29 protein-coding genes are annotated in these 26,866 nt (G+C 68.3%); 19 read left to right on the top strand and 10 right to left on the bottom strand.

Going from position 1 to position 26,866, the window contains the following annotated elements:
- The first annotated feature begins 59 nt into the window (after positions 1-59).
- Positions 60-617, top strand: a complete 558-nt coding sequence (locus ACVK00_RS00595; RefSeq protein WP_284893857.1) for a TetR/AcrR family transcriptional regulator — start codon at positions 60-62, stop codon at positions 615-617.
- A gap of 394 nt (positions 618-1,011) precedes the next feature.
- Here ACVK00_RS00595 and ACVK00_RS00590 read toward each other — a convergent pair whose 3' ends face one another.
- Positions 1,012-2,172 carry a DUF4382 domain-containing protein gene (locus tag ACVK00_RS00590; protein WP_354123108.1) on the bottom strand — a complete coding sequence of 387 codons (1,161 nt, stop codon included), beginning with the start codon at positions 2,170-2,172 and terminating at the stop codon, positions 1,012-1,014.
- Between the two features lie 357 nt (positions 2,173-2,529).
- On the opposite strand from ACVK00_RS00590, the gene ACVK00_RS00585 reads away from it, so the two are divergent.
- Entirely contained in the window at positions 2,530-2,742 is a 213-nt protein-coding gene (locus tag ACVK00_RS00585) for a hypothetical protein (protein WP_166722255.1), read from the top strand.
- 50 nt (positions 2,743-2,792) lie between these two features.
- On the opposite strand, the gene ACVK00_RS00580 is transcribed toward ACVK00_RS00585, so the two are convergent.
- The 4 genes from ACVK00_RS00580 to ACVK00_RS00565 all read right to left on the bottom strand — a co-directional run bounded on the left by ACVK00_RS00580 (position 2,793) and on the right by ACVK00_RS00565 (position 6,261).
- A complete protein-coding gene (locus ACVK00_RS00580; protein WP_284893859.1) occupies positions 2,793-3,095 on the bottom strand; it encodes a hydrogenase maturation factor in 303 nt (100 codons plus the stop codon).
- 86 nt (positions 3,096-3,181) lie between these two features.
- Positions 3,182-3,604 (bottom strand): NUDIX hydrolase, encoded by a 423-nt coding sequence (locus ACVK00_RS00575; protein ID WP_228909578.1) that lies wholly within the window; start codon positions 3,602-3,604, stop codon positions 3,182-3,184.
- Between the two features lie 97 nt (positions 3,605-3,701).
- The gene (locus tag ACVK00_RS00570; RefSeq protein ID WP_284893860.1) at positions 3,702-5,090 is read right to left on the bottom strand and encodes a nucleobase:cation symporter-2 family protein; all 1,389 of its coding nucleotides are present in this window, start codon (positions 5,088-5,090) and stop codon (positions 3,702-3,704) included.
- Positions 5,091-5,283: 193 nt separating this feature from the next.
- Entirely contained in the window at positions 5,284-6,261 is a 978-nt protein-coding gene (locus ACVK00_RS00565; RefSeq protein ID WP_284894051.1) for a LysR family transcriptional regulator, read from the bottom strand.
- A gap of 133 nt (positions 6,262-6,394) precedes the next feature.
- Between ACVK00_RS00565 and ACVK00_RS00560 the strand changes: the two genes are divergently transcribed.
- The 4 genes from ACVK00_RS00560 to ACVK00_RS00545 all read left to right on the top strand — a co-directional run bounded on the left by ACVK00_RS00560 (position 6,395) and on the right by ACVK00_RS00545 (position 9,547).
- Positions 6,395-7,111 (top strand): SDR family oxidoreductase, encoded by a 717-nt coding sequence (locus ACVK00_RS00560; RefSeq protein ID WP_228909580.1) that lies wholly within the window; start codon positions 6,395-6,397, stop codon positions 7,109-7,111.
- Between the two features lie 189 nt (positions 7,112-7,300).
- The gene (locus tag ACVK00_RS00555; protein WP_228909581.1) at positions 7,301-7,636 is read left to right on the top strand and encodes a putative quinol monooxygenase; all 336 of its coding nucleotides are present in this window, start codon (positions 7,301-7,303) and stop codon (positions 7,634-7,636) included.
- The gene (locus ACVK00_RS00550; RefSeq protein ID WP_284893861.1) at positions 7,633-8,790 is read left to right on the top strand and encodes an iron-containing alcohol dehydrogenase; all 1,158 of its coding nucleotides are present in this window, start codon (positions 7,633-7,635) and stop codon (positions 8,788-8,790) included. The genes ACVK00_RS00555 and ACVK00_RS00550 overlap by 4 nt, the downstream gene beginning before the upstream one ends.
- A 172-nt stretch (positions 8,791-8,962) precedes the next feature.
- Positions 8,963-9,547: a putative glycolipid-binding domain-containing protein gene (locus ACVK00_RS00545; RefSeq protein ID WP_284893862.1), complete on the top strand. Its 585-nt coding sequence runs from the start codon at positions 8,963-8,965 to the stop codon at positions 9,545-9,547.
- Positions 9,548-9,567: 20 nt separating this feature from the next.
- On the opposite strand, the gene ACVK00_RS00540 is transcribed toward ACVK00_RS00545, so the two are convergent.
- A complete protein-coding gene (locus tag ACVK00_RS00540; protein ID WP_354123107.1) occupies positions 9,568-10,560 on the bottom strand; it encodes a sulfonate ABC transporter substrate-binding protein in 993 nt (330 codons plus the stop codon).
- Between the two features lie 219 nt (positions 10,561-10,779).
- Positions 10,780-11,187: a DUF427 domain-containing protein gene (locus ACVK00_RS00535; RefSeq protein ID WP_166722264.1), complete on the bottom strand. Its 408-nt coding sequence runs from the start codon at positions 11,185-11,187 to the stop codon at positions 10,780-10,782.
- 320 nt (positions 11,188-11,507) lie between these two features.
- On the opposite strand from ACVK00_RS00535, the gene ACVK00_RS00530 reads away from it, so the two are divergent.
- Positions 11,508-13,169, top strand: coding sequence for an ABC transporter substrate-binding protein (locus tag ACVK00_RS00530; RefSeq protein ID WP_284893864.1), 1,662 nt, complete (start codon positions 11,508-11,510; stop codon positions 13,167-13,169).
- A 303-nt stretch (positions 13,170-13,472) separates the two neighbouring features.
- On the opposite strand, the gene ACVK00_RS00525 is transcribed toward ACVK00_RS00530, so the two are convergent.
- Positions 13,473-14,429 carry a TauD/TfdA dioxygenase family protein gene (locus ACVK00_RS00525; protein WP_284893865.1) on the bottom strand — a complete coding sequence of 319 codons (957 nt, stop codon included), beginning with the start codon at positions 14,427-14,429 and terminating at the stop codon, positions 13,473-13,475.
- Between the two features lie 82 nt (positions 14,430-14,511).
- Positions 14,512-14,733 (bottom strand): hypothetical protein, encoded by a 222-nt coding sequence (locus tag ACVK00_RS00520; protein ID WP_354123106.1) that lies wholly within the window; start codon positions 14,731-14,733, stop codon positions 14,512-14,514.
- A gap of 414 nt (positions 14,734-15,147) precedes the next feature.
- On the opposite strand from ACVK00_RS00520, the gene ACVK00_RS00515 reads away from it, so the two are divergent.
- The 12 genes from ACVK00_RS00515 (at position 15,148) to ACVK00_RS00460 (ending at position 25,631) form a co-directional block, all read left to right on the top strand.
- Positions 15,148-15,327 (top strand): Flp family type IVb pilin, encoded by a 180-nt coding sequence (locus tag ACVK00_RS00515; RefSeq protein WP_105831465.1) that lies wholly within the window; start codon positions 15,148-15,150, stop codon positions 15,325-15,327.
- An 88-nt stretch (positions 15,328-15,415) separates the two neighbouring features.
- Entirely contained in the window at positions 15,416-15,895 is a 480-nt protein-coding gene (locus tag ACVK00_RS00510) for an A24 family peptidase (RefSeq protein ID WP_284893866.1), read from the top strand.
- A gap of 20 nt (positions 15,896-15,915) precedes the next feature.
- The gene (gene cpaB / locus ACVK00_RS00505; protein WP_284893867.1) at positions 15,916-16,944 is read left to right on the top strand and encodes a Flp pilus assembly protein CpaB; all 1,029 of its coding nucleotides are present in this window, start codon (positions 15,916-15,918) and stop codon (positions 16,942-16,944) included.
- Between the two features lie 28 nt (positions 16,945-16,972).
- Positions 16,973-18,355 (top strand): type II and III secretion system protein family protein, encoded by a 1,383-nt coding sequence (locus tag ACVK00_RS00500; RefSeq protein ID WP_284893868.1) that lies wholly within the window; start codon positions 16,973-16,975, stop codon positions 18,353-18,355.
- Between the two features lie 14 nt (positions 18,356-18,369).
- Positions 18,370-18,750, top strand: coding sequence for a CpaD family pilus assembly lipoprotein (locus ACVK00_RS00495; RefSeq protein ID WP_228909589.1), 381 nt, complete (start codon positions 18,370-18,372; stop codon positions 18,748-18,750).
- A gap of 21 nt (positions 18,751-18,771) precedes the next feature.
- Positions 18,772-19,995: an AAA family ATPase gene (locus ACVK00_RS00490; RefSeq protein ID WP_284893869.1), complete on the top strand. Its 1,224-nt coding sequence runs from the start codon at positions 18,772-18,774 to the stop codon at positions 19,993-19,995.
- Positions 19,992-21,404, top strand: a complete 1,413-nt coding sequence (locus ACVK00_RS00485; RefSeq protein WP_284893870.1) for a CpaF family protein — start codon at positions 19,992-19,994, stop codon at positions 21,402-21,404. The genes ACVK00_RS00490 and ACVK00_RS00485 overlap by 4 nt, the downstream gene beginning before the upstream one ends.
- Positions 21,401-22,378 (top strand): type II secretion system F family protein, encoded by a 978-nt coding sequence (locus tag ACVK00_RS00480; protein WP_228909592.1) that lies wholly within the window; start codon positions 21,401-21,403, stop codon positions 22,376-22,378. The genes ACVK00_RS00485 and ACVK00_RS00480 overlap by 4 nt, the downstream gene beginning before the upstream one ends.
- The gene (locus ACVK00_RS00475; RefSeq protein WP_228909593.1) at positions 22,375-23,319 is read left to right on the top strand and encodes a type II secretion system F family protein; all 945 of its coding nucleotides are present in this window, start codon (positions 22,375-22,377) and stop codon (positions 23,317-23,319) included. The genes ACVK00_RS00480 and ACVK00_RS00475 overlap by 4 nt, the downstream gene beginning before the upstream one ends.
- Complete coding sequence (locus ACVK00_RS00470; protein ID WP_284893872.1) at positions 23,316-24,173, top strand: tetratricopeptide repeat protein; 858 nt, start codon at positions 23,316-23,318, stop codon at positions 24,171-24,173. The genes ACVK00_RS00475 and ACVK00_RS00470 overlap by 4 nt, the downstream gene beginning before the upstream one ends.
- A complete protein-coding gene (locus tag ACVK00_RS00465) occupies positions 24,170-24,598 on the top strand; it encodes a TadE/TadG family type IV pilus assembly protein (RefSeq protein WP_284893873.1) in 429 nt (142 codons plus the stop codon). Before ACVK00_RS00470 ends, ACVK00_RS00465 begins: the two co-directional genes overlap by 4 nt.
- A complete protein-coding gene (locus ACVK00_RS00460; protein WP_284893874.1) occupies positions 24,591-25,631 on the top strand; it encodes a TadG family pilus assembly protein in 1,041 nt (346 codons plus the stop codon). Before ACVK00_RS00465 ends, ACVK00_RS00460 begins: the two co-directional genes overlap by 8 nt.
- Here the strand turns inward: ACVK00_RS00460 and ACVK00_RS00455 are convergent.
- The gene (locus ACVK00_RS00455; RefSeq protein WP_284893875.1) at positions 25,595-26,857 is read right to left on the bottom strand and encodes a glycosyltransferase family 87 protein; all 1,263 of its coding nucleotides are present in this window, start codon (positions 26,855-26,857) and stop codon (positions 25,595-25,597) included. The two genes, ACVK00_RS00460 and ACVK00_RS00455, sit on opposite strands and share 37 nt — an antisense overlap.
- Positions 26,858-26,866: the final 9 nt, after the last annotated feature.

Here is a 26,866-nt window from a genome sequence, read left to right as displayed (position 1 = left end):
TAAGCCCTAATCCCGCCGATCCTCGCTTTCAGCGCAGTTACGATGCCCTCGTCCGGGCCGTGACGGAACTGCTCGACGAGGCGCCGCTGAGCAAGCTCAGCATCGCTCAACTGGTGCAGCGTGCAGGCGTCGCTCGCCCCACTTTCTATCAGCACTTCCCGGACCTTCAGGTTGCCGCTCAGCGGGCGGCGTTGGTGAGGCTCGAGAACGCATTCACGTTCGTCGAGGAGCAGGGCAAGCAGCTGAACCCGACGAACGTCGCGTTCGTCAAGTCGATGGAAATGGAAACTGCGCTGATCCTTCAGCATTTGCAGGCCCATCAGTCTTTCTATCTGACCGTATTCAACGACGCGGCGACATCGGCGTTTTTCGATGACCTCGTTACTTTCGTCGCGGGCCGCATCCTCCCACCCTATGAAGGAACCCGAACGGAAGCGGAAGGGGATTGCCTGACCGTATTGGGCGGTGGCCTGGTCTGGACGGCGGTTCATTGGCTTCGCCAGGGCCCCTCGCGCGAGCATCCGGACGCAATGGCCAAGCGCATGGCCAGGACATCGGCGACGATCCTCGACGCTTTCGATCTGACTCAAGGGTTCGCGCAGGCGGATTCAAATTAGCTGCGGCGGCGCGGGAAATCGACTCCACCGTTGGTTGAGCGCTGATTCGCCATGCGCGCGACGTGCAGCATCGCCCCATGAACGCGACGGAGCCGACCATGCGCATCCTATAGTCGGCGCCAACGCACGCACCATGAAAAAGGCCCGCTTTCCGCGGGCCTGATGCAATCAGCAATTGCCTTTCTTCGCCTGTCCGGGCGGGCAGAATCCATTGCCCGGGCCGCCCTGCGGTGCGACCACGACCGGCGGACCCGGAACGTATGCGACGCACCCGCCGAGTGCGCCAACCACGCTCGCCGCGGCGAGCAGTGCGATAACCGCTTTCTTCACTTCGTTCTCCCGTTATCGAGGAAAGGGCCGCGAGGCCCTTTCGTTGCTGCTGCCGACGCGCCCGTCAGAAGCTGAAATTGACGTTCGACTGGCTGGTCGTTGCGTTGACGCTCGTCGATTGCGTTGCGCCCGACGCCGCGTCCGCCTCGATCGTATATTGTGCCGCGGCAGCCGGCGACGCAGCCAGCGCGACCGGCAGCGAGCCCGAGTACGTACCGACGATCGGTGCGGCCGTGGGCACGTTGAGCGCATAGGCGCCGTTGTCCATGTTCGCGTTGATCGACGTGATCTCGTACGCGTTGGCATCAACCGTCTGCAAGGCCCGCACGAACGCGTCGGCGCTTGCCGTCACCGTGCCGCTGATCGTGCTCATCGTCGAGGCCGGCAGCGTGATCGGGGCGTTCGATACCGACACTGCCGTGGTCGTGTTCACAACGACCGGAACCGTGCGCACGATGCCCGACGCGAAGTTGCTCTGCACGATCACGACGTCGTAGTTGCCTTGCGTCGAACTCTGGATCAGCGGCGACAGCACGAACTTCCCGGTGCTGTCGGCAACGGTGCCCCTGACCACCTTGCCACCCTGTTCCGCATACACGGTGGCGCCGGCTTCGGCCGGTGCGACATAGCCGGAGATCGCGCCGCTCACGACGGTCGGGATCGCGGTGACGACCGGCTTCAGCGCATACGTGCCGTTGCCGCGCTGAACGATCGACTTGCATGCGTTGAAGTCGAGCACGAGGTCGACGAGCGTGTTCGGCTCCACCGTGAAGGGCTGGATGATCTTGTAACCGCTTTGCGTCGCACTCGGCGTTGCAAGCGCCTGCTCGGTGCCGCCCGTCGGAACGACCGAGTTCGCGAGATTGTTGCCCTGGTTCTGCGCGAGAACGAGGCGGACCTGCTGATACTGGCCGGCTGGCAGTGCGGTCTGACCGATATCGGCGAGCACGCCGTTGGTCAGCGACAGCAGGTCGATCTTCCGCGGGGTCGCCAGCGTGATCGTCGACCAGCCGGCATCGTTATCGGAAGCATTCGTATTCGCATTGACTCGCACTTGGGAGACGGTCACGTAGACGTGGTCGAATCCGCATGAAGGCGAATCGGTCATCGCGACATGCAGCGTGCCGGTCTGCACGCCGCCGCCATCGTCGCCGCCGCCGCAACCCGCCAGCGCAAACGGCACCATGGCCGCACACAGCGCGGCCTTCCAGAAGCGGTTGTTCATGGCTTGTCCCCTTCCGTTGTGATTGTGGATGCAACGAAGCATAGCGGTCGGGAATGCCCGGAATGTGGACAGCTTTGAAACGAACGGTAAATTGTGCGTCGGAGCGTAAGGACTGCTGGCGATCGATTGCGCGTGGCGATGCAACGGCGGGAAGGCCGCTGCTGGCGGCCAAATATCCGTTATTCGTCTGATGAATACTGGCGGCCCGCGACGCCGCGCGATTACGGCCGCAAAAAACTTGATGGGTAAAAGCACCGAACCCGTTTAATTTTTTCCTCGCTATAGTCGAGGCACGGACGGTAGACGCGTGCGCAATGCGCCGATACCGCTCAGGCAATAACTGTAGACGGGTGCTGTATGAAAAACACAATCGAAAAGACCACCGGACCGGTGTGGGGTGTGGCGGCAGGCGTGCTCCTGGCTGCTGCAGGACTGAGTCTCGGCATCTTCCCGAAATCGCTGAACAGCGCGGGAACCGCAAACGACTTCATTGCATCCGGCGTCGCGATGCTGGGTATCTTCCTCGTCGTCTATTCCACGCACGAACTGCGAAGAAAGCGACTGCACTGAGCGTCCGCACGCCGCTGATCCGCGCAGCACGTTCGAGGCCGGCCACCGGCTCAGGAATGCGCTCGCCCGTCGGCGGAGCCGCAATCGACCAATAGATCGTCGACGATGATTTCGCCGGCCGTCCGGCCTGCGCGCAACGCATTGAGCGTGTTGTCGAACAGCCGACCGCCATCGTCCGCGAGGCGGATCGGCGCGAGCAGCCGCGGCGCGCTGCCGGCCGTGCGCACCTGCACGACCGCGACGAACCCGAACCGGAGCGTGTCGGGCGGCGGCGCGTGGTCGCGCGGTTCGTCGAGCCGGAATTCGCAGCGGACGTCGATGGTGTATCCGCGGTAGGTGTACGCACTGTTCATCTGCAGCTCGCTCGGAAGGGAACGCGACGACGGACCGTGGGCGCATCATATCGGCTCGTGCGAGCCGTTGGGGGTGGGGTGTCTACCTACTTGAGGAGTTCGTGCCGGTAGACGAGCTCGACGATGCGCTTGGTCGGGATGCTCGTGCGCACTGCGTCGACGCTGTCGATGCGAAACCACTTGCACTTCTGGATCTCGTTGCTCGCTTGCGGCGTCTGGTCCGGGCCGACTTCGGCGAAGAACACGTGATGCACCTTCGCGAGCCCGGTGAACTGCATCGAGTAGACGAGATGCTGGCCGGTCAGGCCGGTCTCTTCCTGCAGTTCCCGATGCGCGGCTTCGAGCGGCGTTTCTCCGCGCTTGATCGTGCCGCCTGGCAGCGCCCAGCGCGACGTCGCGCGCGCAACGAGCAGGACCTGTTCTTCGCGGTAGCAGACGATGGTCGCCCGTTCCTTGACGGGAACGGCAATGGCTTCCGGCGTGTTCGTGGAGAGAGGGGCTTGAGGCATGGGCCGATTCTAGCGAGTGTCGGGCGCCCGGCCAAGCCGGGGCGTCGAGCGCGACGCGGCCCGCCCGCCGGGTCGCGTCGTCATGGAGCCGCCAGCGTTACTTCTGTTCCGGCAAGAACCAGTTCATCACGAGCGCACAGATACCGCCGGTGGCGACGCCCGATTCCAGCACGTTCTTCAGGGCATGCGGCAGGCTGTTCAGAATGTCCGGCACTTGCGACACGCCGAGGCCGAGCGCGAGCGACACAGCGATGATCAGCAGCGCGCGGCGATCGAGCTGGATGCCGGACAGGATGTTGATGCCCGAAGCGGCCACCGCGCCGAACATCACCATCGCCGCACCGCCGAGCACGGGCTCCGGCACGGCCTGCAGCGCGCCCGCGACGACCGGGAACAGGCCGAGCACCACGAGCATGCCGGCGATCCAGATGCCGACGTGGCGGCTCGCGACGCCGGTGATCTGGATCACGCCGTTGTTCTGCGCGAACACGGAGCTCGGGAACGTGTTGAACACGCCGGCCAGCAGCGAGTTCGCGCCGTTCACGAGCACGCCGCCCTTGATCCGCTGCATCCACACCGGTCCTTCGACCGGCTCCTTCGAGATCTTGCTGGTGGCGGTGACGTCGCCGATCGCTTCGAGCGACGTGACGAGGTAGATGATCAGCATCGGCACGAACAGCGACCACGAGAAGCCGATGCCGAAGTGCAGCGGCGTCGGGACCTGGAACAGCGCGGCCTGATGCACGCCGGTGAAGTCGAGGCGGCCGAGCACGGCGGCCGCGGCATAGCCGATCACGAGGGCGATCACGAGCGCGGTGCTGCGCACCCACACGATCGGCACGCGGTTCAGCAGGATGATCGTGCCGAGCACGAGGCACGACAGCGTCAGGTTCTGCGCGCTCGCGAACGTGCCGTTGGCCATCGCGCCGTAGCCGCCGCCCATGCTGATGAGGCCGACCTTGATCAGCGTGAGGCCGATCAGCAGCACGACGATGCCGGTGACGAGCGGCGTGATCAGGCGCTTCACGAACGGCAGGATGCGCGACACGCTCATCTCGACGAACGAACCGGCGATCACGACGCCGAAGATCGCGGCCATCACGGTCTCGACCGGCGTGCCCTGCTTGATCATCACGCTGCCGCCGGCGATCAGCGGGCCGACGAAGTTGAAGCTGGTGCCCTGCACGATCAGCAGGCCGGCGCCCAGCGGGCCGAAGCGCTTGCACTGCACGAAGGTGGCGATGCCGGAAATCACGAGGGACATCGACACGATAAGCGTGGTATCCCGGCTCGATACGCCGAGCGCCTGGCAGATCAGCAGGCCGGGCGTGACGATCGGCACGATGATCGCCAGCAGGTGCTGCAGCGCGGCGACGAAGGCGACCATCGGCGCGGGCCGGTCATTGGGGCCATAGACGAGGTCGTGCGACGAATCTGCGTCGGCGGCGCCGGGGGAGGCGGATCGGGCGGGGGAAGCGGGTTGCATGGCGAGCGGGCCGGACAAGGTGGAAAGTGCGGCATTTTAGCCGATGGGCCCTGCGGCGGCCCGGGCGCGATGCAGTGGGCTGCAGGCGGCAAAGCGGCGCCGGATGCGTGCCGCCGAGCACGCGACGACGACCTTGCCGATCGTCGGCTGGCCGGTGCCTTCCCCGCGAGCGTTTCGCGTGGCTCGCGGCGCTTCAGCCGACGCTGCGCGGTTTCGTGCTGCGCGCCGGTGCGCGCGGCGCGCGGGCCGCCGGATACGCGCGCCTGCATACGTCGATGATGGCATCGCGCAGACGGCGATGGACGGGGTCGCCGTGCATGCGCGGATGCCATAGCGCGGAGATCAGGATCTCGGGCAGCCGGACCGGTATCGCGAAGCTGCGCAGCCCGAGTGCATCCACGAGCCCCGGCGTGAATGCGTTGCCGAGGCTCGAGCGCGGCACGAGCGCAATCAGGTCGGTGCCGGCCGCGACGCGCATCGCATCGGGATAGCCGGGCACCACGACCTGCACGGTATGGGCGGGTGCGGGCATGTCGGCCGCCTCGTTCGTCGGGCCGCCGAAGTCGCCGAGCTGCGATGCGATCACATGACGGCAGGCCGCGTAGCGCGCGGGCGTGATTCTGGCCGCCGCGAACAGCGGATGCCCGGCGCGCGCCACCGCGACGTGCGAGTCGTGAAAGAGCTCGCGCGTGTGCAGTTCGGGGGCGTCGTCGCCGCGCTTGCCGATTTCCAGGTCGACCATGCCGTCGCGCAGCGGCCCCGGGTCTCGGTCGGGCTTGGGGACGAAACGCACGCGCACGCCGGGGGCGATGTCGCCGATCGCGGCGACCACCGGGCCGGCGAGCATGTCCATGAACGATGCGGCCGCGCGGACGGTGAACGTGGACGAGAGTGTCGTCATGTCGATGTCGGCCGTGGCCGGCCGAAGCACGGCACGCGCATCGACCGCGATGGCATGCACGCGATCGCGCAGTGCCGCCGCGTGCGGCGTCGGCACCAGCTTGCGTCCAGCGCGCACGAGCAGTGGATCGCCGGTCGCGGTGCGCAGCCGCGTGAGCGTGCGGCTCATCGCGGAGGTGCTCAGTCCGAGGCGGCGCGCGGCCCCGGTCACGCTCCCTTCGGTCAGCAGCACGTCGAGCGCGGTGACGAGGTTCAGGTCGATATCTTCCATCCGGACAGCATACGACATCGCGCGAGATGACACGGCGTTTGACGCAACTATTGATTGAATTCGGTGCGTCTGGTGCATGCGATGGTGCGCGCCTATAGTGGCCGGATGATGGACTTCGGCAAAGGGGGAACCCATGCAATCGACTGTATCGAACGCCAGCACACCATCGATCCTGATCGTCGCGGCCTCGCGCGGCCTCGGGCTCGCGATGGCGGAGCAATTCCTGAACAAAGGCTGGCATGTCACCGGCACCGTCCGCGCCGGATCGGGGCGCACCCAGCTGCATGAGCTCGCCGAGCGCTTCGACGGACGGCTCGAGATCGACACGCTCGACATCTGCGAGCCGGAACAACTGGCTGCGTTGCGCGCGCGCCTGTCGGGCCGGCGCTTCGACATGCTGTTCGTGAATGCCGGCACGACCAACGATCCGAACGAAACGATCGGCGAGGTCACGACCGACGAGTTCGTGCGCGTGATGATTACGAACGCGTTGGCGCCGATGCGCGTGATCGAGGCGTTGCACGATCTCGTGACCGAGGACGGCCTGATCGGCGCGATGTCGTCGGGGCAGGGCAGTGTCGCGAACAACGTCAGCGGCATGCGCGAGGTCTACCGCGGCAGCAAGGCCGCGCTGAACCAGTTCATGCGCAGCTTCGCGGCGCGCCAGGCCGCTACGCCGCGCGCGATGGTGCTGATGGCGCCGGGCTGGGTCCGCACGGAACTCGGCGGCCCCGATGCGCGATTGACGATCGACGAAAGCGTGCCGAGCCTCGTGAACGTGCTGATCGGGAAGCAGCGGCGCGCGGGGCTCGAATACCTCGATTACCAGGGGCGCACGGTGCCGTGGTAGTGGCCGCTGCAGCGGGGCGCGTGACGACGCGCTGCGCACGCCGCGCCGATTCAATACAATGCGACGTCGAGGTGTCGGCGCCGTGTCGGGCAGCCGAGCGCCCCGTTCGATGAGCGGTATCGACCGGCGACCGCGCATTGTGGAATCACGCCCCGTCCCGACGGGCTGCTGGCGAATACGGAGCGCAGCATGAACGAACCCTACCTGCAGGTCATCGCCCATTTCTTCGCGAAACCCGGCAACGGCGACCGCGTGATCGAACTGCTCGCGGAACTCGCGCCGCTCACGCGCGCCGAGCCGAAAAACCTCGACTACGCGTACTTCCGCTCGCCGGTCGAGCCTGACCACATCGTGATCCTCGAGCGTTACCGCGAGGCCGACGGCCTCGACGTGCATCGGGAAACGCCGCATTTCCAGCGGATCGGTGTCGGCGCGATCATTCCGTTGCTCGATCGCCGCGACGTGACGAGCTACATGGTGCAGCCGGACCGCGGCACGGCGACGCCACCGGGAGGCACCCGATGAACCCGTTTCAATTCCGTACCGTTCCGACGCAGATCGTCGAATTCGGCGCCGCGCGCCGGCTCGGCGCGGTGTTGCGCGAACGCTTTCCGGCGCTCGCGCGACTGTGCGTGGTCACCGACGCGTTCCTGCATCGCAGCGGCGTGCTCGCGCCCGCGCTGGCGAGCCTCGCCGCGCACGGCTGGCAGGTGACCGTGATCGACGACGTGATCGCCGATCCGCCCGAACACGTGGTGCTCGACGCGACCGCGCGGGCGGTGGCGGCCGACGCGGAGATCGTGCTCGGCCTCGGCGGCGGTTCATCGATGGACGTCGCGAAGCTGATCGCCGCGCTCGCGCCGGGGCAGCAGGCGCTGGCCGACATGTACGGCGTCGACAAGGTGGCAACGTCGCGGCTGCCGCTCGTGCAGATGCCGACCACGGCCGGCACCGGCTCCGAAGTGACGGCCGTGTCGATCGTCACGGTCGGCGAGGCGCGCAAGATGGGCGTCGTGTCGCCGCACCTGTTCGCGGACGTCGCGATCCTCGACGCCGAACTGACGCTCGGGCTGCCGCGCGCGGCAACGGCTGCGACGGGCATCGATGCGATGGTGCATGCGATCGAGGCCTATACGTCGTCGCGGCTGAAGAATCCGGTGTCCGACATGCTGGCCGTGCAGGCCTTGACGCTGCTGTCGCGCAACCTGCTGAAGGCGTGCGACGACGGCCGCGATCGCCACGCGCGCGAAGCGATGCTGGTTGGCGCGATGTTCGCCGGCCAGGCATTCGCGAATGCGCCGGTCGCGGCCGTGCATGCGCTGGCTTATCCGGTCGGCGGAATTTTCCATGTGCCGCACGGGTTGTCGAACGCGCTCGTGCTGCCGCATGTGCTGCGCTTCAACGCCCAGGCCGCCGCGCCGCTGTATGCGGAGCTCGCGGCGATCGTCGCGCCGTCGGCGACGGGCAGCGACGAAGCGAGGACGCAGGCGCTGATCGACGAGATCGATCGGCTGATCGTCGCGACGGGCATCCCGCGCACGCTGCGGGAGGTCGGCATCGGCGAGGGCGACCTGCCGCGCATGGCGTCGGATGCGATGCTGCAGACGCGCTTGCTCGTGAACAATCCGCGCGAAGTGACGGAAGCGGACGCGCTGGCGATCTATCGGCACGCGTGGTGATGCGGTGCGCGTGACTGCGTGACGGCGGGCGGCGTAACGTCACCGGCCGCTGCTATTTCTGACCGCGATCCTTGCAGGTTGATTCGCGTTCGCCGTCGGGCTTGCGAGGTGGCGCGTGCGAGCATCGGCGCCGCGAGTGACAATCGCCTTCGCTCGCTCGACAGGAGACCACATGACGCAACGGGACGAAGCGGCGCGCACGCGATGCGTCGCATGGCAGATCGCGCAGACCTGGCAAGCGGCCGAATGGTGCCGGCTCGTCGAGACGCGTGAGGGCATCGATCTGTCGGGGGCGGTCGCGGGCGCGATCGACGGCACGCCGTTTCGCGTCGACTATGCGATCGCGTGCGGCGCCGACTGGCTGACGCGTGCCGTGCGCGTGACGCACTGGCTCGGCGCGGCGCCGCCAACGCAGCTCGAGATCGAATGCGACGCGGGGCGCTGGACCGTCGACGGCGCCGACGCGCCGGCACTCGCGGGCGCAACCGACATCGATCTCGGTTTCAGTCCATCGACCAATACGCTGCCGATCCGGCGTCTCGGGCTGGCGGTCGGCGCGTCGGCTGTCATCCACACTGCGTGGCTGTGTTTCCCCACATTCGAGCTCGTGCGCGGCGAGCAGCGCTATGCGCGCACGGCGGAACGCGTGTACCGCTACGAGAGCGGCACGTATGCGGCCGACATCGCGGTCGACGAGGCGGGCCTCGTCACCGATTACGACGAATGGCGGCGGATCGGCGCGACGCGTTCGCCGTAACGCGTCGCAGCGGCGGGGCGTCAGCGCGCGTTGGCGACCGTCACCTTGGCCGGAATCAGCTTCAGCGTGCTGAACGCGTCGGCGATCTTCTGCTGATACGTGAGCGTCGCATCGGTGATGGGCTGCACGCCGTAGCCGGCCCGCTTGAGCGCGATTTCGAGCGTCGGCGCGTCGAGGCCGACGAGCGGCGACAGTTGCGCGGCGACTTCCGGAATATTGTCGCGTCCCCAGCGGTCGACCGCGTCGACTTCGTCGAGCAGCGTGCGCAGCACCTGCGGTTGCGCGGCCGCATACTTGCGTGCGGCAAGGTAGTACTGCGTGTTGCGCACGAGCCCGTCGCCGTTCGCGACCACGCGCGCGCCGAGCTGCCGTTCGGCGGCCGCCAGATACGGATCCCAGATCACCCACGCGTCGACGCTGCGCTGCACGAACGCGGCGCGCGCATCGGCGGGCGTCAGGTAGATCGGCTGGATGTCGGCATACGTGAGGCCCGCGTGTTCGAGCGCCTTCACGAGCAGGTAGTGGACATTCGAACCCTTGTTGAACGCGACCTTCTTGCCGCGCAGCTGCGCGACGGTGCGGATCGGTGAATCGGGCAGCACGACGATCGCCTCGCCGTGCGGCGCGGGCGGTTCGTTGCCGATATAGACGAAATCGACCCCGGCGGCCTGCGCGAAGATCGGCGGCGTCTCGCCGACCGTGCCGACGTCGATCGCGCCGGCGTTCAGCCCCTCGAGCAATTGCGGACCGGCCGGGAACTCGAGCCACTGCACCGCCACGCCCTGGCTCGCGAGCCGTTTCTCGAGCGTGCCGCGCGCCTTGAGCACGACGAAGTTGCCGTATTTCTGGAAGCCGATGCGCAGCCGCTTGTCGCTGCCCTGGGCCCGTGCGGGCAGGCCCGCGAGCGGGCCGAGCGCGAGTCCGGCCAGCCCGGCGGCCGCGCCGTGCAGCCAGTGGCGGCGGCGCGGGTTGGCCGGGGTCGTTTCAAGGTCGGCGTGCGGGGTGTCGTTCATCGAGGCGTCCTGCTGGCGGGTTCACGGGGCGCGCGGGCTGGCGGCGCAATCGGCACGGGGGCACGGGACGCAGCCGTTTGCGGGCGATGCGCACGGCCGGCCCGCGCCGGATTCAGCACGATAACGGCCGCGCGGGCTGGCGACCAACCAACGAATCCGCATATGCAAATCAGCGGCCGGGCGATACGTGAACGACGAGGCGGCAGCGGGCCGCCGCGCTTAATCGGTGCCGAGCGTGCTTTCCTCGATCGAGTCGACGCGGTCCGGATAGAACGCGAGGTGCGCGCGAATCGATTCGACGGCCGGATTCGGATGCTCGTACGTCCACACCGCGTTGGTCGCGCGTTCGCCGCCGGCGGGGATCGAGTAGTACGCGCAATCGCCCTTGTACGGGCAGTACGTCGCATGGTCGGTCCGTTGCAGCAGCGACATGTCGGCATCCTCGCGCGGAATGTAGAACACGACCGGATAGCTGGCCTCGCGCAGCGCCAGCGCACGGCGCGTGTCGGCGACGGTCTTGCCGGCCACCTTGACCACGACGCGCGACGGATGCGGCTCGATCGTGATCGGATGATCGGGGCCCGGCGACTTCACGGGACGAGAGGGCGTATCGGGGCTGATCGACATCGTGGGTCCTCCAGGAAGGGTCGGCGCGCCGGCAGCGCGCCGTGCCGGAACGTGCGCGCCGGGCGGATCCCCGCGCGCCGGTGCCGGCGTCGGCCAACCGATACGATGCGCCAATTCCGGAGAACCTGCAGGGGGCCGGAAGGCGGCGCGCGGCGATGCTCGTCGGCATGTCCGCGGCGCTCGCATGGACAATTCGATGCAGCGGCAGCGGGATGCATCCGCCGCGATAAGCAACGCGGAATTAATTGGTAAGCGATCGGCGGGCGGCGCGCGAAGATCGGCGGTCGTCATTCGCATGACAGTCCTGTCCGAGCGCCACCATGAAGCTTTCATTCGTCTCATCCGCCGCGCATCGTGCGCGGCGCACGTCCGTTGCCGTCGTGGCGTTGCGCGCCATGGCCGCGTCGCTGCTGCTCGCCGGTGGGTTCACGCACGCGTTCGCCGCGCCGGCCGGCAAGACGCTCGTGTACTGCAGCGAAGGCAGCCCGGCCGGCTTTGATCCGGGCCAGCACACGACCAGCACCGATTTCGACGCGAGCACGTACACGATCTACAACGGGCTCGTGCAGTTCAAGCGCGGCACGCTCGATCTCGTCCCGTCGCTCGCGACGAGCTGGGATGTGTCGTCCGACCAGCGCGTCTACACGTTCCATCTGCGGCGCGGCGTGAAGTTCCAGACGACCGCGTGGTTCAAGCCGACGCGTCCGTTCCAGGCCGACGACGTCGTGTTCACGTTCCGCCGGATGCTCGACGCCGACAGTCCGTTCCGCAAGGCCTACCCGGTCAGCTTCCCGTACTTCAGCGATCTCGGTTTCGACCGCAACATCGAGCGCATCGAAAAGGTCGACGACGACACGGTGCGCTTCGTGCTGAAGTCGCCCGACGTCGTGTTCGTGCGCAATCTCGCGATGGCGTTCGCGTCGATCCTGTCGGCCGACTATGCGTCGCAGCTGGCGGCACGCCACCGCGAGGCCGACATCAACCAGCTCCCCGTCGGCACCGGGCCGTTCCAGCTGCGTGCGTACCAGAAGGACGCGGTGATCCGCTACGACGCGAACCCCGACTACTGGAAACCGGACGACGTGAAGCTCGCGCATCTCGTGTTCGCGATCACGCCCGATCCGGCCGCACGCCTGCAGAAACTCACGGCCGGCGAGTGCCAGGTGTCGGTGTTCCCGCGGCCGGCCGATCTCGAGACGGTGCGGCGCGATCCGAAGTTGACGCTGTTTTCGGGGACCGGTTTCAACGTCGGCTTCGTCGCGTACAACACGCAGCATCCGCCGCTCGATCGCGTCGACGTGCGGCGCGCGCTCGACATCGCGATCGACAAGACGGCGATCATCAAGACGGTGTTCAACGGCGACGCGTCGATCGCGACGAACCCGATGCCGCCCGCGCAATGGTCGTACAACCCGCGCCTGAAGGACGCGCCGCGCGATCCGGCCGCCGCGAAGGCGCTCCTCGCGCAGGCGGGATTCCCGAACGGCTTCGACCTGACGCTGTGGGCGATGCCGGTGCAGCGCCCGTACAACCCGAACGCGCAGCTGATGGCGCAACTGATCCAGCAGGACTGGGCGAAGATCGGCGTGCGCGCGAAGATCGTCAGCTACGAATGGGGCGAATACAACCGTCGTGCGAAACGCGACGGGCAGCACGACGCGATCCTGTACGGCTGGTCGGGCGACAACGGCGACCCCGACAACTGGCTCGGCACGCTGCTCGGTTGCGATGCGGTGCACGGCAGCAATCTCGCGAAGTGGTGCAACGCGGATTTCGAGCGGCTTGTCAGTGCGGCGCGCACGAACGCGGACGTCGCGAAACGCACATCGCTTTACGAGCAGGCGCAGGTCGTGTTCAAGGATCAGGTGCCGTTCACGCCGATCGCGACGTCGATCGTGTCGCTGCCGATTTCGAAGCGCGTGCATGGGGTGACGTTCTCGCCGCTCGGCGGGCACCGGTTCGACGGCGTGTGGCTGGATTGAAGCAGGGAAGCCGGCGCGTGCGGGGCGCGCCGGCGGTCGATGCGATGTTCAGTTCAGCGCGAGTGCGGCGGCTGTCTCGACTGGCGAGCCTTCGAGCGTGACGGATGCGACGCTGTTGGCGCAAGTGAACGGGGCGGACGGCCGGCGACATCGTTGCGCATGCACGCGTCGGCCTGGTGGCGGGACGGTCGTGGCCGGATCATCCTGTCGGAAATGCAGGAACGCAGGAACGCAGGAACGCAGGAACGCAGGAATCGCACCCGCACGGCCGCGGCTGACGCCGCGCACCGTGCGCGGCGCACGTCATTGCAGTGTCGCGCCCGGCCCCTTCAGCACGACGCTGCGGCGGCCGTCGATGCCGACCGGCACATCGCCGTGAACGGTCGCGCGGCGCACGACGCGGCGCGCATCGCCGTAATCGTCGATCGCATAGTGCTGCGTCGCGCGGTTGTCCCAGATCGCGACGTCGCCTTGCTGCCAGCGCCAGCGCACGGTGTTCTCGAGGCGCGTCACGTGTTCGTGCAGCACCTGCAGCAGATGCGCGGAATCCTGCGACGACAGCCCCTTGATCTTCTGCACGAAATGCCCGAGCACGAGCGTGCGCTCGCCGGTCTCCGGATGCACGCGCACGACCGGGTGTTCGGTTTCGTAGACGGTCGACGTGAACACTTCGCGGTAGCGTTTCAGTTGCGTGTCGTCGGCATGAACGTGCGTCGACGCGTAGTCGTAGGCGTTCGTGTGCAGCGCCCACAGCGTGTCGGCGAGCGCGCGCAGCGGCTCCGGCAGATGCGCATACGCGGCCGCCGTGTTGGCCCACACCGTGTCGCCGCCGAACGGTGGAATCACGACCGCGCGCAGGATCGACACCTTCGGGTACGCGTCGACGAATGTCACGTCGGTGTGCCACGAGTTGGCGCGCGCGCCGTGCGCGGAATCGAGTTCGAGCAGGTGCGCGCTGCCGTCGACGGGCGGCACAGTGGGGTGCGCGACGGTCTCGCCGAAGCGACGCGCGAATGCTTCCTGCGCGGTGTCGTCGAGATGGTCCTGGTTGCGGAAGAACAGCACCTTGTGGCGCAGCAGCGCGGCCTGGATGGCGTCGAACGTCGCGTCGTCGAGCGTGCTCGACAGCCGGACGCCGGCGATCTCGGCGCCGATCCGGCCGGCGACCTGGCGCAGCTGAAGCGGTACGCCAGCCGTGTGCGGCGCAGCGGCGTGCGACGCATGCGACGACGGGTGAGCGGCATGCTGGACGTCGGACATCGGGAGTCTCCTGGGTCGGGTCGGTCGGGTCTCCATTCAAGCAGGGGCCGCGCGAAACCGGAACCGATGAATCGTCACAACCTTAGCGCGCGTCGTGACGATCGATATGTGTCGTCGTGCTGAGCGACTTGTACGCGGCATCAGGCAAACCGATCGGGATGCGGAATATTTTCCCGGTCAAATCGGCGGGCGCGAAAGGATTGCCGGCAAGCGGGCGCGAATGCCGTTTACATATTTGCAGATGCGAATCAAGTGAATTTGGAAAAACCGAGTAAAAAAATATTGAATCATCCGCCAGCAGCAATGATGCGTGTCGTCGTTGACATTCTTACGCCGAGCCGCGACAGACCTTGCGTGTCGCGGCGAGAAAGTGGTAACCGGTGTGCCTGTATTTCATTGCTGAAGGGTGCCGTCCATAAATACACTCCGACGCTAAATAATTTGAAATCCCCCCAAAAATTATCTATACACTAGACGAAACGGCGTGATCCGCATCGTGTCAAATGCGGCCACGCAACAAAACGCGCGAAGTACCGGCAGATGCGTTGCCGTACTCCGCGCGTCGCAGCGATCGAAAGGATTCCGGGGGATGCGAACGGCCCGATGCCCGGGCCGCCGCATGAGTCGTGAATGGGCGAACGCCATGCGCCGCCACAGAAGCAACGCAGCGTCTTTACATTCAACGGTCGATCACCGACCCCGTCACACGGAGGGAGTCATGCTGCAATACGTCAAGTCCTTGTTGCGCGATGAACGGGGCGTCAGTTCGCTCGAATACGCAGTGCTGGCCGGCATCATCGTGGTCGCACTCGCGGCGGTTGGCACGTACCTCAGCGGCGCGCAAGGCCTGCAGGCCATATTCACGCAGCTGGTCAACAAGGTCACCTCGCTGATCTGATCTCCTGAACCCGCGCGCCGCCGACGAACACACGGATCCGCAGCGGTACGACGTATCCAGCCGGGGCGCGCCGACGGACGGCTCTCCGATGCTCTATCTCGTACAGCTGGCGGCAACGCTCGTGCTGGTGTCGATCGCGGCGCAGGACCTGCGCGAGCGGCGCGTGTCCAATCGCGCCGTGCTGGCGTTCGCGATGCTGTACCTGATCGCGGCGGCGCTCGTGCGCGAAGGGCTCGCGCCACTGGCCGGTCACGTCGCGACCGCCGCGGCGATGCTGGTGGTGTTCGGCGGGCTGCGTCACGCGGGCTGGCTCGGCGGCGGCGACGTGAAGCTGGCGGCGGCGGTATTCCTGTGGGCCGGCCCGCCGCTTGCGTTGCCGGTGCTGACGATCGTCGGCGCGAGCGGCGCCGCGTGCGGCCTCGCCACGCTCGCGGCCGTCGCACGGCGGCGTCGCATCGCGCCTGCGCACGCGATGGCGACGCGCGGCGTGCCGTACGGCATCGCGCTTGCGCTCGGCGGCGTGCTGGCCGTCTGGGCGCCATTCCCTCACGCACTTTCGCTTACCTAGCCCGGGGGACGCGCGCCGCCATGCCCAAACCCCTGAGAATGGCCGTGCTGATCATCGCTGCCGGCATCGGTGCGTTCATCCTGCGCCAGCTGTATGTTTCCGCGTCGACACCTGCGCCGCCCGGCGACCCGGCCGAGGTACGCGTGCGGGTCGCGGCGGCGGATCTTCCCGAAGGGCTGCTGCTGCGCGACAACGATCTCGCGTGGAAGCCCATGGCGCGCGCGCAGGTGCCGGTCGGCGCGTTCGTCGAATCGCAACCGGGCGCGGACCTGAAGGGCGCGCTGCTGCGCAACCGCGTCGACGCGGGCGCGCCGATCCGCGCGGACAACGTGATTCCGGCGGGCGCGCCGGATTTTCTCGCGGCCGCGCTTCAGCCCGGCATGCGCGCGATCTCGGTGCCCGTCGACGACGTGTCGGGCAACGCGGGGCTGATCCAGCCGGGCGACTTCGTCGACGTGGTGCTCACGCAGCAGATCGGCGGTTCCGCGACCACGCCCGGCACGTTCGAAGCGGAGACGGTCGTGCGGCGTGCGCGCGTGCTCGCGGTCGGCTCGGAATTCCAGCGCGCGAAGGCGCCCGCGAGCGCCGCGGACGCGCCGGTCCGCGCGCGCACGGTCACGCTCGAGGTCGCGCCGCGCACCGCGCAGGTCGTGCTGGTCGCGACGCGCCTCGGTTCGCTGTCGCTGGCGCTGCGCAGCTTCGCGACGAGGGACCGCCGCCAGGCGGCGGGCGGCGACGAACAGGAGGCCGATACGCCACCGGTGTGGGCCGGCGACGTATCGCGCGCGGCCCGCGAAGCGGCGCGTGCGCCGTCCGCGAGGACGGACGCCGGCACGCGGCCGGCGCAGGGCAACACGGTCGTGATCTATCGCGGCTCGTCGGTCGACGATGGATCGCGCGCCGGCGGCACCGGCACGCCGGGCGTGCCGCCGCTGCCGTCCGGGTGGCCGGGCACGCCTGTTGCACCGGTTGCGCCGGCCGCGCCCGCGGGCGGCAATGCCGCCGCGGACGCGACGGCGCAAGCGCCGCGCGCCACGATGTTGCAGTGACGCAGTGAAGAAACTGACGGGAAAACGCATGGTGCGCATGGTTCGTTGGATCGCTTTCTGGTGTCTGGCCTGCATCGTTGCGCCGGGCGTCGCGCTCGCACAGCGCGCGCACGCGGCGGACGCCGGCGCGGCGTTGTCGATCGCGACCGGCAAGGGCGAGATGCTGTCGCTGTCCGAACCCGCGACCGCGATGTTCGTCGCGGATCCGAGCATCGCCGACATCCAGGTGCCGTCGCCGCGCACCGTGTTCGTGTTCGGCAAGAAGGCCGGCACCACCACGCTGATCGCGCTCGGCGCGAACCATCGGCCGATCCTGCGCCGGACGGTGATCGTGCAGGTCGACACCGTATCGCTGCAGGCGGTGCTCGACAGCCGCTTTCCGCAATTGAAGCTGTCGGTGTCCGGCGCGCCGGGCTCGCTGATGGTGTCGGGCAAGGTGCCGAGCGCGGCCGACGCGGACGCCGTGATGCAGTCGCTCACGCCCTACCTGAACGACAAGGAAAAGATCGTCAACCGGCTCACCCTGTCGCGCCCGATCCAGGTCAACCTGCGCGTGCGCGTGACCGAGGTGAGCCGCAACGTCACGCAGCAGCTCGGCATCAACTGGAGCTCGCTCGGCGCAGCCGGCAATTTCATCGGCGGGCTGTTCAACGGGCGCACGTTGGTGGATCCGACGACCAAGCTGTTCAACCTGTCGCCGACCGGCGCGTACTCGGTGCTCGGCGGCTTCCACGCGGGGCGCTGGTCGATCGACGTCGTGCTCGACGCGCTCGACCAGGAAGGCCTGATCACGATGCTCGCGGAGCCGAACCTCACCGCGATGTCCGGCCAGACCGCGAGCTTCCTCGCGGGTGGCGAGATTCCGATTCCGGTCGCGCAGGCCGGCAACACGACCGGCGCGATCACAGTGGAGTTCAAGCCGTTCGGCGTGTCGCTCGACTTCACGCCGACCGTGCTCGCCGACAACCGGATCAGCCTGAAGGTGCGCCCGGAAGTGAGCGAGGTCGACGCGAACAACAGCGTGAAGACGGGCGGCGTCACGGTGCCGGGGCTCAGCGTGCGGCGCGTCGAGACGACGGTCGAGCTGTCGAGCGGGCAGAGCTTCGCGATCGGCGGGCTGCTGCAGAGCCAGACGGCCGACACCGTGTCGCAGGTTCCGGGGCTCGGCCGGCTGCCGATCATCGGCCGGCTGTTTTCATCGAAGAACTTCCAGGACAACAAGACCGAGGTCGTCGTGATCGTGACGCCGTACATCGTGCAGCCGACCGGCCCCGGCCAGCTCGAACAGGCGCTCGACACCGTCGCCCGGCCGAGCAGCGATCTCGAGTTCGCGGTGCAGCGCAACCTCGGGCTTGACCTGTTGTCGGGCGAAACGCCGCGCCTCGTCGGCGCCGCGGGCTTCGTGTATTGACCGGAGGAGCGCGCATGCGGGTTCGAACCATCATCTTCGCTCTGCTGGCGCCGGCGCTTGCAGGCTGCCTGTCGGCGCCGCCGCCGATCAACCTGCCGGATGCACGCGCGATCGGCTTCGACGGCGTGCGCGCGGTGCCGCCCGACTGCGCGGCGCTGATGCAGCCGTCGCATCTCGTCGACGCGGGGTTCGGGCGGCCCGGCGTGCCGTTCGGCTGCGCGACCTATACGAACCTCGCGACGATGCTCGCGCGGCCGGAAGATCTCGTCGCGCCCGTGCCGTACGGCGGCGCGGACGCGCAAGTCGCGGCCGACGCGGTGCGCCGCTACGTCGAGGATCGCGTGAAGCAGCCGGCACCCGGCAAGACGCTGACGACCGGCTCGCCCGGCCATTGACCCGCTCACGAGGCCATCGCGATGCCGCCCATGAACGTCCTCGATCGCCAGAACGCCAAGCGTGCCGCCTCCGCCGGGGCGGCGGATCTCATCGCGGTCGTGTCGGACGCGGGCAGCGAAGACGTGATTCGCCGCGTCGTGCAGGATCTGTCGATCACGCGCGCCCACGTGCAGCCCGGCAACTGCGACGACGCGATCCACCTGCTGCAGCAGCACGAGCGCTCGCCGCGCCAGCTGATCGTCGACGTGTCGGATTCGGTGCTGCCGGTGTCCGACCTGATGCGGCTCGCCGAGATGTGCGATCCGTCGGTGCGGGTCATCGCGATCGGCACGCAGAACGACGTCGGGCTGTTCCGCAACCTGCTCGGCATCGGCGTGCAGGACTACATCGTGAAGCCGCTGACCGTCGAGTTGATGCGGCGCGCGCTGACCGCGACGGAATCGATCGTGCACGCGCGTACCGGCAAGATCGTCAGCTTCGTCGGCGCGCGCGGCGGCGTGGGCGCGACGACGGTCGCGGTGAGTCTCGCGCGCTGCCTGGCGGGCGAGAAGCGCCGCCGTGTCGCGTACGCCGACCTGAACCTTCATGGCGGGGGCGCGAACTCGATGCTCGGGCTGTCGAGCAACAACGGGCTGATCGAATTGCTGAACATGGAGCAGCGTCCCGACGACGCGTTGTTCGACCGCATGTTCGTCACGAAGGGCGACCGCCTGCACGTGCTGTCGGCCGAACTGGCGTACGGCGACGACGCGCCGCTGCGCGACGATGCGATCGTGCAACTCGTCGACATGCTGAAGGACCGCTTCCATTACGTGCTGTTCGACGTGGGCAACCGCGCCGGCAAACTGTTCGAGGACGCACTGGCGGCGTCCGATCTCGTCTATATCGTCGCCGACCGCTCGGTGCACGCCGCGTACGAAGCCGCGCGGCTTGCGCGCTTCGTGAAGGAGCTGCCCGGCGAGCGGTTGCTGTCGATGGTGTTGAACAATCCGCTCGAGCCGGTCAAGGGGCGCGTCGCGCAGACCGATTTCGAGGACGCCTTCGGCGGCGTGAAGCTGCGCGAGCTGCCGCACGAGCCGCAGCCGCTCGCGGTCGCCGAGAACCTCGGCGAGCCGATCGAAGGCGGGAAGCGTCATGGCTTCCTGGACGAGATCCGGCGGCTCGCGAACGGCATCACCGGCGAATCGATGGCCGTCGCCGAGCCGTGGTATGCGCGCTTCGTCAAGTGGAGGAAAGGATCGTGACGTTCGGTACTCGCAAACGGTCGACGCCGGAGCCCACGCCGGCAGTGTCCCCGGCCGCGCCGCGCGACGACGCGCCCGCGCCGGGGCCGATCGCGAGCCACGCGCCGCCGCCCGTGCGCGGTGCGGCGGCGGCCGACACGCAGGAGGCGCTGATCCGCTCCGGCAAGTTCGATGCGATTCGCACCGCGGTGTTCTCGTCGATGAACATGTCGGCGGCATTGATGAAGACGCGCGACGAAGTGCGGACGGGCATCGAGCAGGTAGCCGCGCACACCGTCGAGCGCGAGCGCCTGAAGATCACGGCGGGCGAGCAGGTGCTGATCGTCGACGCGATCCTGAACGACATGTTCGGCGTCGGGCCGATCGAGCCGCTGCTCGCCGACGACACCGTGTCCGACATCCTCGTGAACGGCCCTGACCAGGTGTACGTCGAGCGCGCGGGGCGGCTCGAACTCACGTCGCTGAAGTTTCGCGACAACGCGCACGTGACGAGCGTCGCGCAGCGGATCGCGGCGGCGGTCGGGCGCCGTGTCGACGAGAGCAGCCCGATGGTCGACGCGCGGCTTGCCGACGGCAGCCGCGTGAACGTGGTCCTGCCGCCGATCGCGATGCGCGGCGCGTCGATCTCGATCCGCAAGTTCGCGAAGCGCGACATCACGCTCGCGCGCATGGCGCACCAGGGCAATATCTCGCACGGGATGCTGCAGGTGCTGAAGATTGCCTGCGCGTGCCGGTTGAACATCGTGATCTCGGGCGGTACCGGCTCGGGCAAGACGACGCTGCTGAACGCGCTGTCGCAACACATCGAGGAGCACGAGCGGATCGTGACGATCGAGGATGCGGCCGAGCTGCAACTGCTGCAGCCGCATGTCGTCAGTCTCGAGACGCGGCCGGAGAATACCGAAGGGCTTGGCGGGATCTCGCAGCGCGACCTCGTGCGCAACGCGCTGCGGATGCGGCCCGATCGCATCATCCTCGGCGAAATCCGCGGCGCGGAGGCATTCGACGTGCTGCAGGCGATGAATACCGGCCACGACGGCTCGATGACGACGATCCATGCGAACACGCCGCGCGACGCGATCAGCCGGCTCGAAAGCATGGTCATGATGGCGAACGCGAACCTGCAGCTGCTGTCGATCCGGCGCCAGATCGCGAGCGCCGTGCACCTGTTCGTGCAGATCGAGCGAATGCGCGACGGTGTGCGCCGCGTGACCCGGATCACCGAGATCGTCGGGATGGAAGGCGAGGTCGTGATCACGCAGGACCTGTTCGCGTTCCGGCAGGAAAGCGACACGACCCGCGATGTGGTGAAGGGGGTGTTCGAGGCGTCGTCGCTGCGTCCCGCGTTCGCCCCGCGCGCCGCGTACTACGGCATGGAGGACGCGCTCTCCGAGGTATTCCGGCAATGAGGCCCGCAGACCTGGTCGCGCTCGGTGCATTCGTCGTGATCCTCGTGATCGGCCTCGTGCTGTCCGCGCTGCTCGACCGCGCGCGACAGGCGCCGGAGCAACGCATTCGCGAGCGGATGCGGCGCCTCGCGCCGTCGCTGGCGGGCAGCAAGGCCGGTGCGGCCGCCGTGCCCGGCGTCGCGCTGTTCAACCTGCCGCGCCGGCAGGGCCGCGTGCGTGCCTGGCTGCAGCGCTACGTGACGCGCGTACGTGCGGTCGGCGGCGAGCGCGGGATGCGGATCGTCATCGCCAGCACGATCGTCGGCGCGATCGCGGCGATCGTCGCGATGAAGCTCGTCACGCTGCCGAGCGTCCTGCATCCGCTGATCTACGTCGGGTTGCCGCTGCTTGCGATGCGCACCAGCTATCGCGCGCTGGTCGAGCGCTTCCGGCTGCGCTTTCTCGAAGCGTTCCCGGACGCGATCGACCTGATCGTGCGGGCGGTGCGCGCGGGAATCCCGGTCACGCAGGCGATCAGCACGGTCGGCGACAGCGCGGCGGAGCCGGTGCGCTCGACCTTCCGCACGATGGGCGACAGCCTGCGCGTGGGCGCGGATCTGAAGGACGTGCTGACGCAGGCGTCGGACCGGCTGATGATCGCGGACTTCTCGTTCTTCACCGTCTACCTGCTGCTGCAGCGCGAGACCGGCGGCAGCCTCGGCGAAACGCTCGACGAGTTGTCGAGCATCATCCGCACGCGCCGCGACATCCGCCTGAAGACGCGCGCGTTGACCGCCGAAGGGCGGATCACGACGAAGATCATTTCGGCCGTGCCGTTCGTGATGATCGGCGCGCTGTTCCTCGTGAACCGCTCGTACGTGATGCTGCTGTTCGACACGCATGCCGGACACGTGATGCTGACGATCGCCGCCGTGCTGCTGACGATCGGGCTGCTGACGATCAACAAGATCTCGAAACTGGATACCGCGCGATGACGATGTCGATGCTGGCCGCCCGCGGCCTTGAACTGCTGTTGTTGATCGCGTGCGTCGCCGCGGCGCTCGCGACGCCCGGCGGCGGCACGCGCCGGCGCATCGCCGCGCGCGTGCAGCAGGCGGCCGGACAGCGCTCGCTGTCGCTGGCGGCGGGGCGGCTGCAGCCGGGCGAGGTGCGTCAGGACCTGACGCGGCGGCTCGCGCAGCTCGGCGAGCGGCTGCCCGTGCTCGACCCGATGCAGCGCGTGAAGCTCGGGCTGCAGCTCACGCGCGCCGGCTTTCGCGAGCGCCGCGCGGTGTCGTCGATGATCGGCATCAAGCTGAGCTGCGGCGTGCTGTTCGCGGGCTTCGCGATCGTGTTCAGCCCGTACATTCCGCGTCTCGGCGAATTCTTCGTGATCCGTGCGGTGGCGATGGTCGGCGCGTTCGTGATCGGCGTGATCGTGCCCGAGTACGTGCTCGGCGCGATGATCCGGCGGCGCCGGCGCATCATCGCCGCGTGCTTTCCGGATGCGCTCGACCTGCTCGTGATCTGCACGATGGCCGGCAACAGTCTCGGCTCGGGCGTGCGGCGCGTCGCCCGCGAACTCGAGCGCATTTGCCCGCCGCTCGCCGACGAGCTGACGGTGTGCGCGGACGAGCTGACGCTGAGCGGGAATGTTTCCGAGGCGCTCGCGCATTTCGCGCTGCGCGTCAATTTTTCGTCGGCCCGCTCGCTTGCCACGACGCTCACGCAATCGCAGCGATTCGGCACGCCGATCACGCAGGCGCTGCGCACGCTGTCGCGCAGCGAGCGCACCGAGCAGGTCGTCGCGCTCGAGGAAAAGGCCGCGAAGCTCGCGCCGAAGATCACGGTGCCGATGATGCTGTTCATCCTGCCGACGGTCGGCCTGATCGCGGCGGGCCCGGCGGCGATCCGCCTGATCGAGGTATTCAAATGACACGAACTGTCATCCGCGCGCTTGCGTTCGCGATCGTGCTGCCGGTGCTGGCCGGCGGCTGCGCGCCGGGCATCCAGACGAGACCGGCGCTGTCGCACAAGAGCGACGATCCGCAGGCCGAATTGCGCATTGCCGACAGCGCGCTGGCCGGCGGCAACATCGAGCTCGCGTCGACGCTGTACGGAAAGGTGCTCGCGCGGCATCCCGATTCGCTCGCGGCGCAGCTGGGGCTCGGTGACGTCAACTACCGGGCCGGCGATCTGGAGCGCGCGCGGATTCTCTATGAGCAGGCACGGCAACAGGCGCCGGCGGATCTCGGGCCGCAGCTCGGGCTGGCGCGCGTCGCGTTGCGGCAGCGCCGGCTCGACGAGGCCGCACAGCGCTACCGTGAACTGCTGGCCGCGCAGCCGAACCTGCCGCTCGCGGCGCAAGGGCTCGGCACGGTGCTCGACCTGCAGGGACGCCATGCCGACGCGCAAGCCGTGTATCGCGACGCGCTCAACGCGCATCCGGATGCGCAGGGGCTGCGCGTCGACCTCGGGCTGTCGCTCGTGCTGAGCAACCGGCCGCGCGAAGGCGTGAACGTGCTGCTCGACGTGGCCGGCTTGCCCGACGCGCCGTGGCAGGCGCGCCAGAACCTCGCGTTCGCGTACGGGGTGCTCGGCAACACGGATTCGGCGAAGAAGCTGCTGTCCGCCGACCTGCCGGCGTCGGCGGTGGCCGACAACCTGCGCTTCTACCAGGCGGTGCGCGCGCAGCTTGCAGCGCGTCCGGCTACCGCCGCCGCGCGGCCGTTGACGGGCGCCGCGCTCGAGCCGCGCGTCGTGCCGAGTGCCGCGGGGGCCGCAAAATGACACGCGGGGCGACGGGCGCCCGCCACGCGCGCGGCGTCGTATCCCTCGAGTTCGCATTGATGCTGCCGTTCCTGTTGATGGTGCTGATCGGCATCATCGACGTGAGCCTGCTGCTGTGCGACAAGGCCGTCATCACGAACGCGAGCCGCGAAGCCGCGCGGGCCGGTGTCGTGCTGCGCGTGCCGATGCTGACCACGACGCAGATCGCCAACGTCGCGTTGAGCTACACGCAGAACAGCCTGATCACCGGCGGCACCGCGACGACCCCGACCGTGACCGTGACGCAGGCGAACGGCACGACCGCGGGCACCGCGCTGACGGTGACGGTGACCTACACGTATTCCGGGCTGGTGCTGGGTACGGCATTGAGCGTGCTGACCGGCCCGTTGACGATCTCGGCCAGCTCGGTGATGCTCTATGAATGACGCCGCCGGCACGCGATGCACAGGCCCCGCGTCCGAGCGGGGCTCCGTCGCGCTGTTCTTCGTGATGTTCCTGATTCCGCTGCTGTCGTTCGGCGCGCTGGCGATCGACATCGCATGGGTCGCCACCGTGCGCAACCAGCTTCAGAACGCCGCCGACGCGGCCGCGCTCGCGGCGGCCGATGCGATGATGTCGCCGACCGGCGGCCCGCTGAACTGGTCGCAGGCCGCGCCGGCGGCGAACGGCGTGATCGCGCAGAATTCGGCGGCGGGCGCGGCACTGTCGACGGGCTCGGTGACGACCGGGTACTGGAACGTGACGCGCAACCCGGCGTCGATGCAGCCGACCACCATCACGCCTGGCGCGTACGACGTGCCGGCGGTGCAGGTCACGGTATCGCGCGCGCCGGGTGTCAATGGCGGCTCGATTCCATTGCTGCTCGGCGGGCTGCTGGGCATTCCCGGCACATCCGGCAGCGCAACCGCGATCGCGGTGCTCGCCGCGCCCGGCGGGGTGGCGGCGGGCGGCCTCTTTCCGATCGCGATCGACCAGTGCGTGTACAACCAGTACTGGAACGCGGTGACCAACCAGCCGCTGATCAATCCGCTGACGGGCCAGCCGTTCGAGTTCTCGATCACCAACGGCCAGACCTATGGCGCGCTGTGCATGGGCGGTCAGTGGACGTCGTTCCAGTCGACCGCGACCGACACCACGACAATGAGCGGCCTGATGGTGACCGGCAACCCGACGACGCTCAATATCGGCGACAGCATCAATCTCGCCACCGGCGTGAAGGCGACGCTCTACACGTCGGTGCCGATCGGTGCGACGGTCGTGCTGCCGGTCGTCACGCAGACCTCGAGCAGCACCACCGTGCCGATCGTCGCGTTCGCCGCGTTCCACATCGACGTGTCGCTCGGCGGCACGTACAAGTACATCCAGGGCCACTTCGTCGCCGGCGTGAAGCTGACGGGCGTCGCGACGGGCGTCGGGCCGTACTACGGCGTATACGTGCCGCCGCGGCTCGCGTTGTGAGCGTCGTGCCGCGCGCGCCGCAGCAGCACGAGCAGCGCGAAGAGGGTCACGGCCGGGCCGATCTGCGGCCACTGCAGCCACGGGTTCAGGTATTCGACGATGGGCAGCGCCCACATCAGCGCGATCGCGGTCTGCTCGCCACGCAGCCAGCCGTCGCGCCAGCCGATCGCCAGCATGCACGCGATCGCGACGGCGAGCCACGCGAGTTCGTAGTGCCACACGTACGGGTTGGCCGCAAGCGTCGCGACCGTCAGCACGGCCGCGCGCACGCGGGTATCGCGTGACTGCGCCCACGCGATGCAGGCGGCCGCGATCGCGATCGCGGCGATACACGCATGGGCGGCATAGGCGGCGCCGAGCGGCACGCCCGCCAGGCGGAGCGTCGCGAACGGCGTCGGCGACGCCAGCCAGAACACGACACCGTGTTCGAGGACGATCGAGCGTGCGAGCCCGGTGCTGGCGACGAACAGACGCAGCGACTCGACCCCGCAGACCAGGACGCTCAGCGCGACGAACGCTCCCGTGGCGAGCGCGGCCCATGCGATCGTGCGCCACGCGCGCGCCGCGACCAGCACGAACGGGAACAGCAACGCCATCTGCGGCTTGACCGACAGCAGGCCGATGCAGAGGCCGGCCCACATCGGCCGCCGAGCGGCCCAATGGACGGCCAGCGCCGCGCAGGATGCGGTCAGGAACGCGTTCTGCCCGAGCGTCGCGGTGACGAACACGCAGGGTGCGGCGGCCAGTGCGAGCGTACCGCCGCGCCATGCACCGGCCATCGTGCCGAGGCCGGATACGCGCGCCGCCGCGAGGCCGAGCACGAGCACGCCGAACGCGACGAACAGCGGATACCCGAGCGCAAAGGGCAGCAGCGCCAGCGGCGTCACGAGCAGCAGATAGGTGGGCGGGTACAGCCACGGCGCGAAGCTGTCACGACGAAAGTGTGTGAACAGCTCGGCCGTCAGCCGCGAGAATGACGAGAAATCGTACGCCTGCGCTGGCGAGCCGTGCAGCATCACGTACGAGGCGGCCCAGAACACCGAGAAGTCGGCGCCGGGGCGCGACCCGGCGTCGCCATGCGTGTGGCGAACGACGGTCGTCCAGATCGCGATGAACAGCGCGTAGAACACCAGCATCAGCGCGCTGTACAGGACGAGGCGCCGCGGGGTGAGCCACGCGCCGACCGGGCGCTGCGCCGAGCGCATCGATTGGCTGGAAATGTCCAATTGCGGCGG

Source organism: Burkholderia sp. PvR073, from assembly GCF_054055695.1.
Note: the sequence above shows the minus strand (reverse complement) of the source record. Positions and strands in the feature narration are given on the sequence as shown.

Excerpts from the sequence above, each read along its gene's own strand:
- ACVK00_RS00460 (WP_284893874.1), top strand. The coding sequence starts at position 24,591 with ATGAATGACGCCGCCGGCACGCGATGCACAGGCCCCGCGTCCGAGCGG.
- ACVK00_RS00510 (WP_284893866.1), top strand. The coding sequence starts at position 15,416 with ATGCTCTATCTCGTACAGCTGGCGGCAACGCTCGTGCTGGTGTCGATC.
- ACVK00_RS00575 (WP_228909578.1), bottom strand. The coding sequence starts at position 3,604 with ATGCCTCAAGCCCCTCTCTCCACGAACACGCCGGAAGCCATTGCCGTT.
- ACVK00_RS00590 (WP_354123108.1), bottom strand. The coding sequence starts at position 2,172 with ATGAACAACCGCTTCTGGAAGGCCGCGCTGTGTGCGGCCATGGTGCCG.
- cpaB (WP_284893867.1), top strand. The coding sequence starts at position 15,916 with ATGCCCAAACCCCTGAGAATGGCCGTGCTGATCATCGCTGCCGGCATC.
- ACVK00_RS00470 (WP_284893872.1), top strand. The coding sequence starts at position 23,316 with ATGACACGAACTGTCATCCGCGCGCTTGCGTTCGCGATCGTGCTGCCG.
- ACVK00_RS00530 (WP_284893864.1), top strand. The coding sequence starts at position 11,508 with ATGAAGCTTTCATTCGTCTCATCCGCCGCGCATCGTGCGCGGCGCACG.
- ACVK00_RS00490 (WP_284893869.1), top strand. The coding sequence starts at position 18,772 with ATGCCGCCCATGAACGTCCTCGATCGCCAGAACGCCAAGCGTGCCGCC.
- ACVK00_RS00495 (WP_228909589.1), top strand. The coding sequence starts at position 18,370 with ATGCGGGTTCGAACCATCATCTTCGCTCTGCTGGCGCCGGCGCTTGCA.
- ACVK00_RS00550 (WP_284893861.1), top strand. The coding sequence starts at position 7,633 with ATGAACCCGTTTCAATTCCGTACCGTTCCGACGCAGATCGTCGAATTC.
- ACVK00_RS00545 (WP_284893862.1), top strand. The coding sequence starts at position 8,963 with ATGACGCAACGGGACGAAGCGGCGCGCACGCGATGCGTCGCATGGCAG.
- ACVK00_RS00465 (WP_284893873.1), top strand. The coding sequence starts at position 24,170 with ATGACACGCGGGGCGACGGGCGCCCGCCACGCGCGCGGCGTCGTATCC.
- ACVK00_RS00580 (WP_284893859.1), bottom strand. The coding sequence starts at position 3,095 with ATGAACAGTGCGTACACCTACCGCGGATACACCATCGACGTCCGCTGC.
- ACVK00_RS00560 (WP_228909580.1), top strand. The coding sequence starts at position 6,395 with ATGCAATCGACTGTATCGAACGCCAGCACACCATCGATCCTGATCGTC.
- ACVK00_RS00540 (WP_354123107.1), bottom strand. The coding sequence starts at position 10,560 with ATGAACGACACCCCGCACGCCGACCTTGAAACGACCCCGGCCAACCCG.
- ACVK00_RS00535 (WP_166722264.1), bottom strand. The coding sequence starts at position 11,187 with ATGTCGATCAGCCCCGATACGCCCTCTCGTCCCGTGAAGTCGCCGGGC.
- ACVK00_RS00500 (WP_284893868.1), top strand. The coding sequence starts at position 16,973 with ATGGTGCGCATGGTTCGTTGGATCGCTTTCTGGTGTCTGGCCTGCATC.
- ACVK00_RS00480 (WP_228909592.1), top strand. The coding sequence starts at position 21,401 with ATGAGGCCCGCAGACCTGGTCGCGCTCGGTGCATTCGTCGTGATCCTC.
- ACVK00_RS00555 (WP_228909581.1), top strand. The coding sequence starts at position 7,301 with ATGAACGAACCCTACCTGCAGGTCATCGCCCATTTCTTCGCGAAACCC.
- ACVK00_RS00475 (WP_228909593.1), top strand. The coding sequence starts at position 22,375 with ATGACGATGTCGATGCTGGCCGCCCGCGGCCTTGAACTGCTGTTGTTG.
- ACVK00_RS00570 (WP_284893860.1), bottom strand. The coding sequence starts at position 5,090 with ATGCAACCCGCTTCCCCCGCCCGATCCGCCTCCCCCGGCGCCGCCGAC.
- ACVK00_RS00585 (WP_166722255.1), top strand. The coding sequence starts at position 2,530 with ATGAAAAACACAATCGAAAAGACCACCGGACCGGTGTGGGGTGTGGCG.
- ACVK00_RS00565 (WP_284894051.1), bottom strand. The coding sequence starts at position 6,261 with ATGGAAGATATCGACCTGAACCTCGTCACCGCGCTCGACGTGCTGCTG.
- ACVK00_RS00515 (WP_105831465.1), top strand. The coding sequence starts at position 15,148 with ATGCTGCAATACGTCAAGTCCTTGTTGCGCGATGAACGGGGCGTCAGT.
- ACVK00_RS00525 (WP_284893865.1), bottom strand. The coding sequence starts at position 14,429 with ATGTCCGACGTCCAGCATGCCGCTCACCCGTCGTCGCATGCGTCGCAC.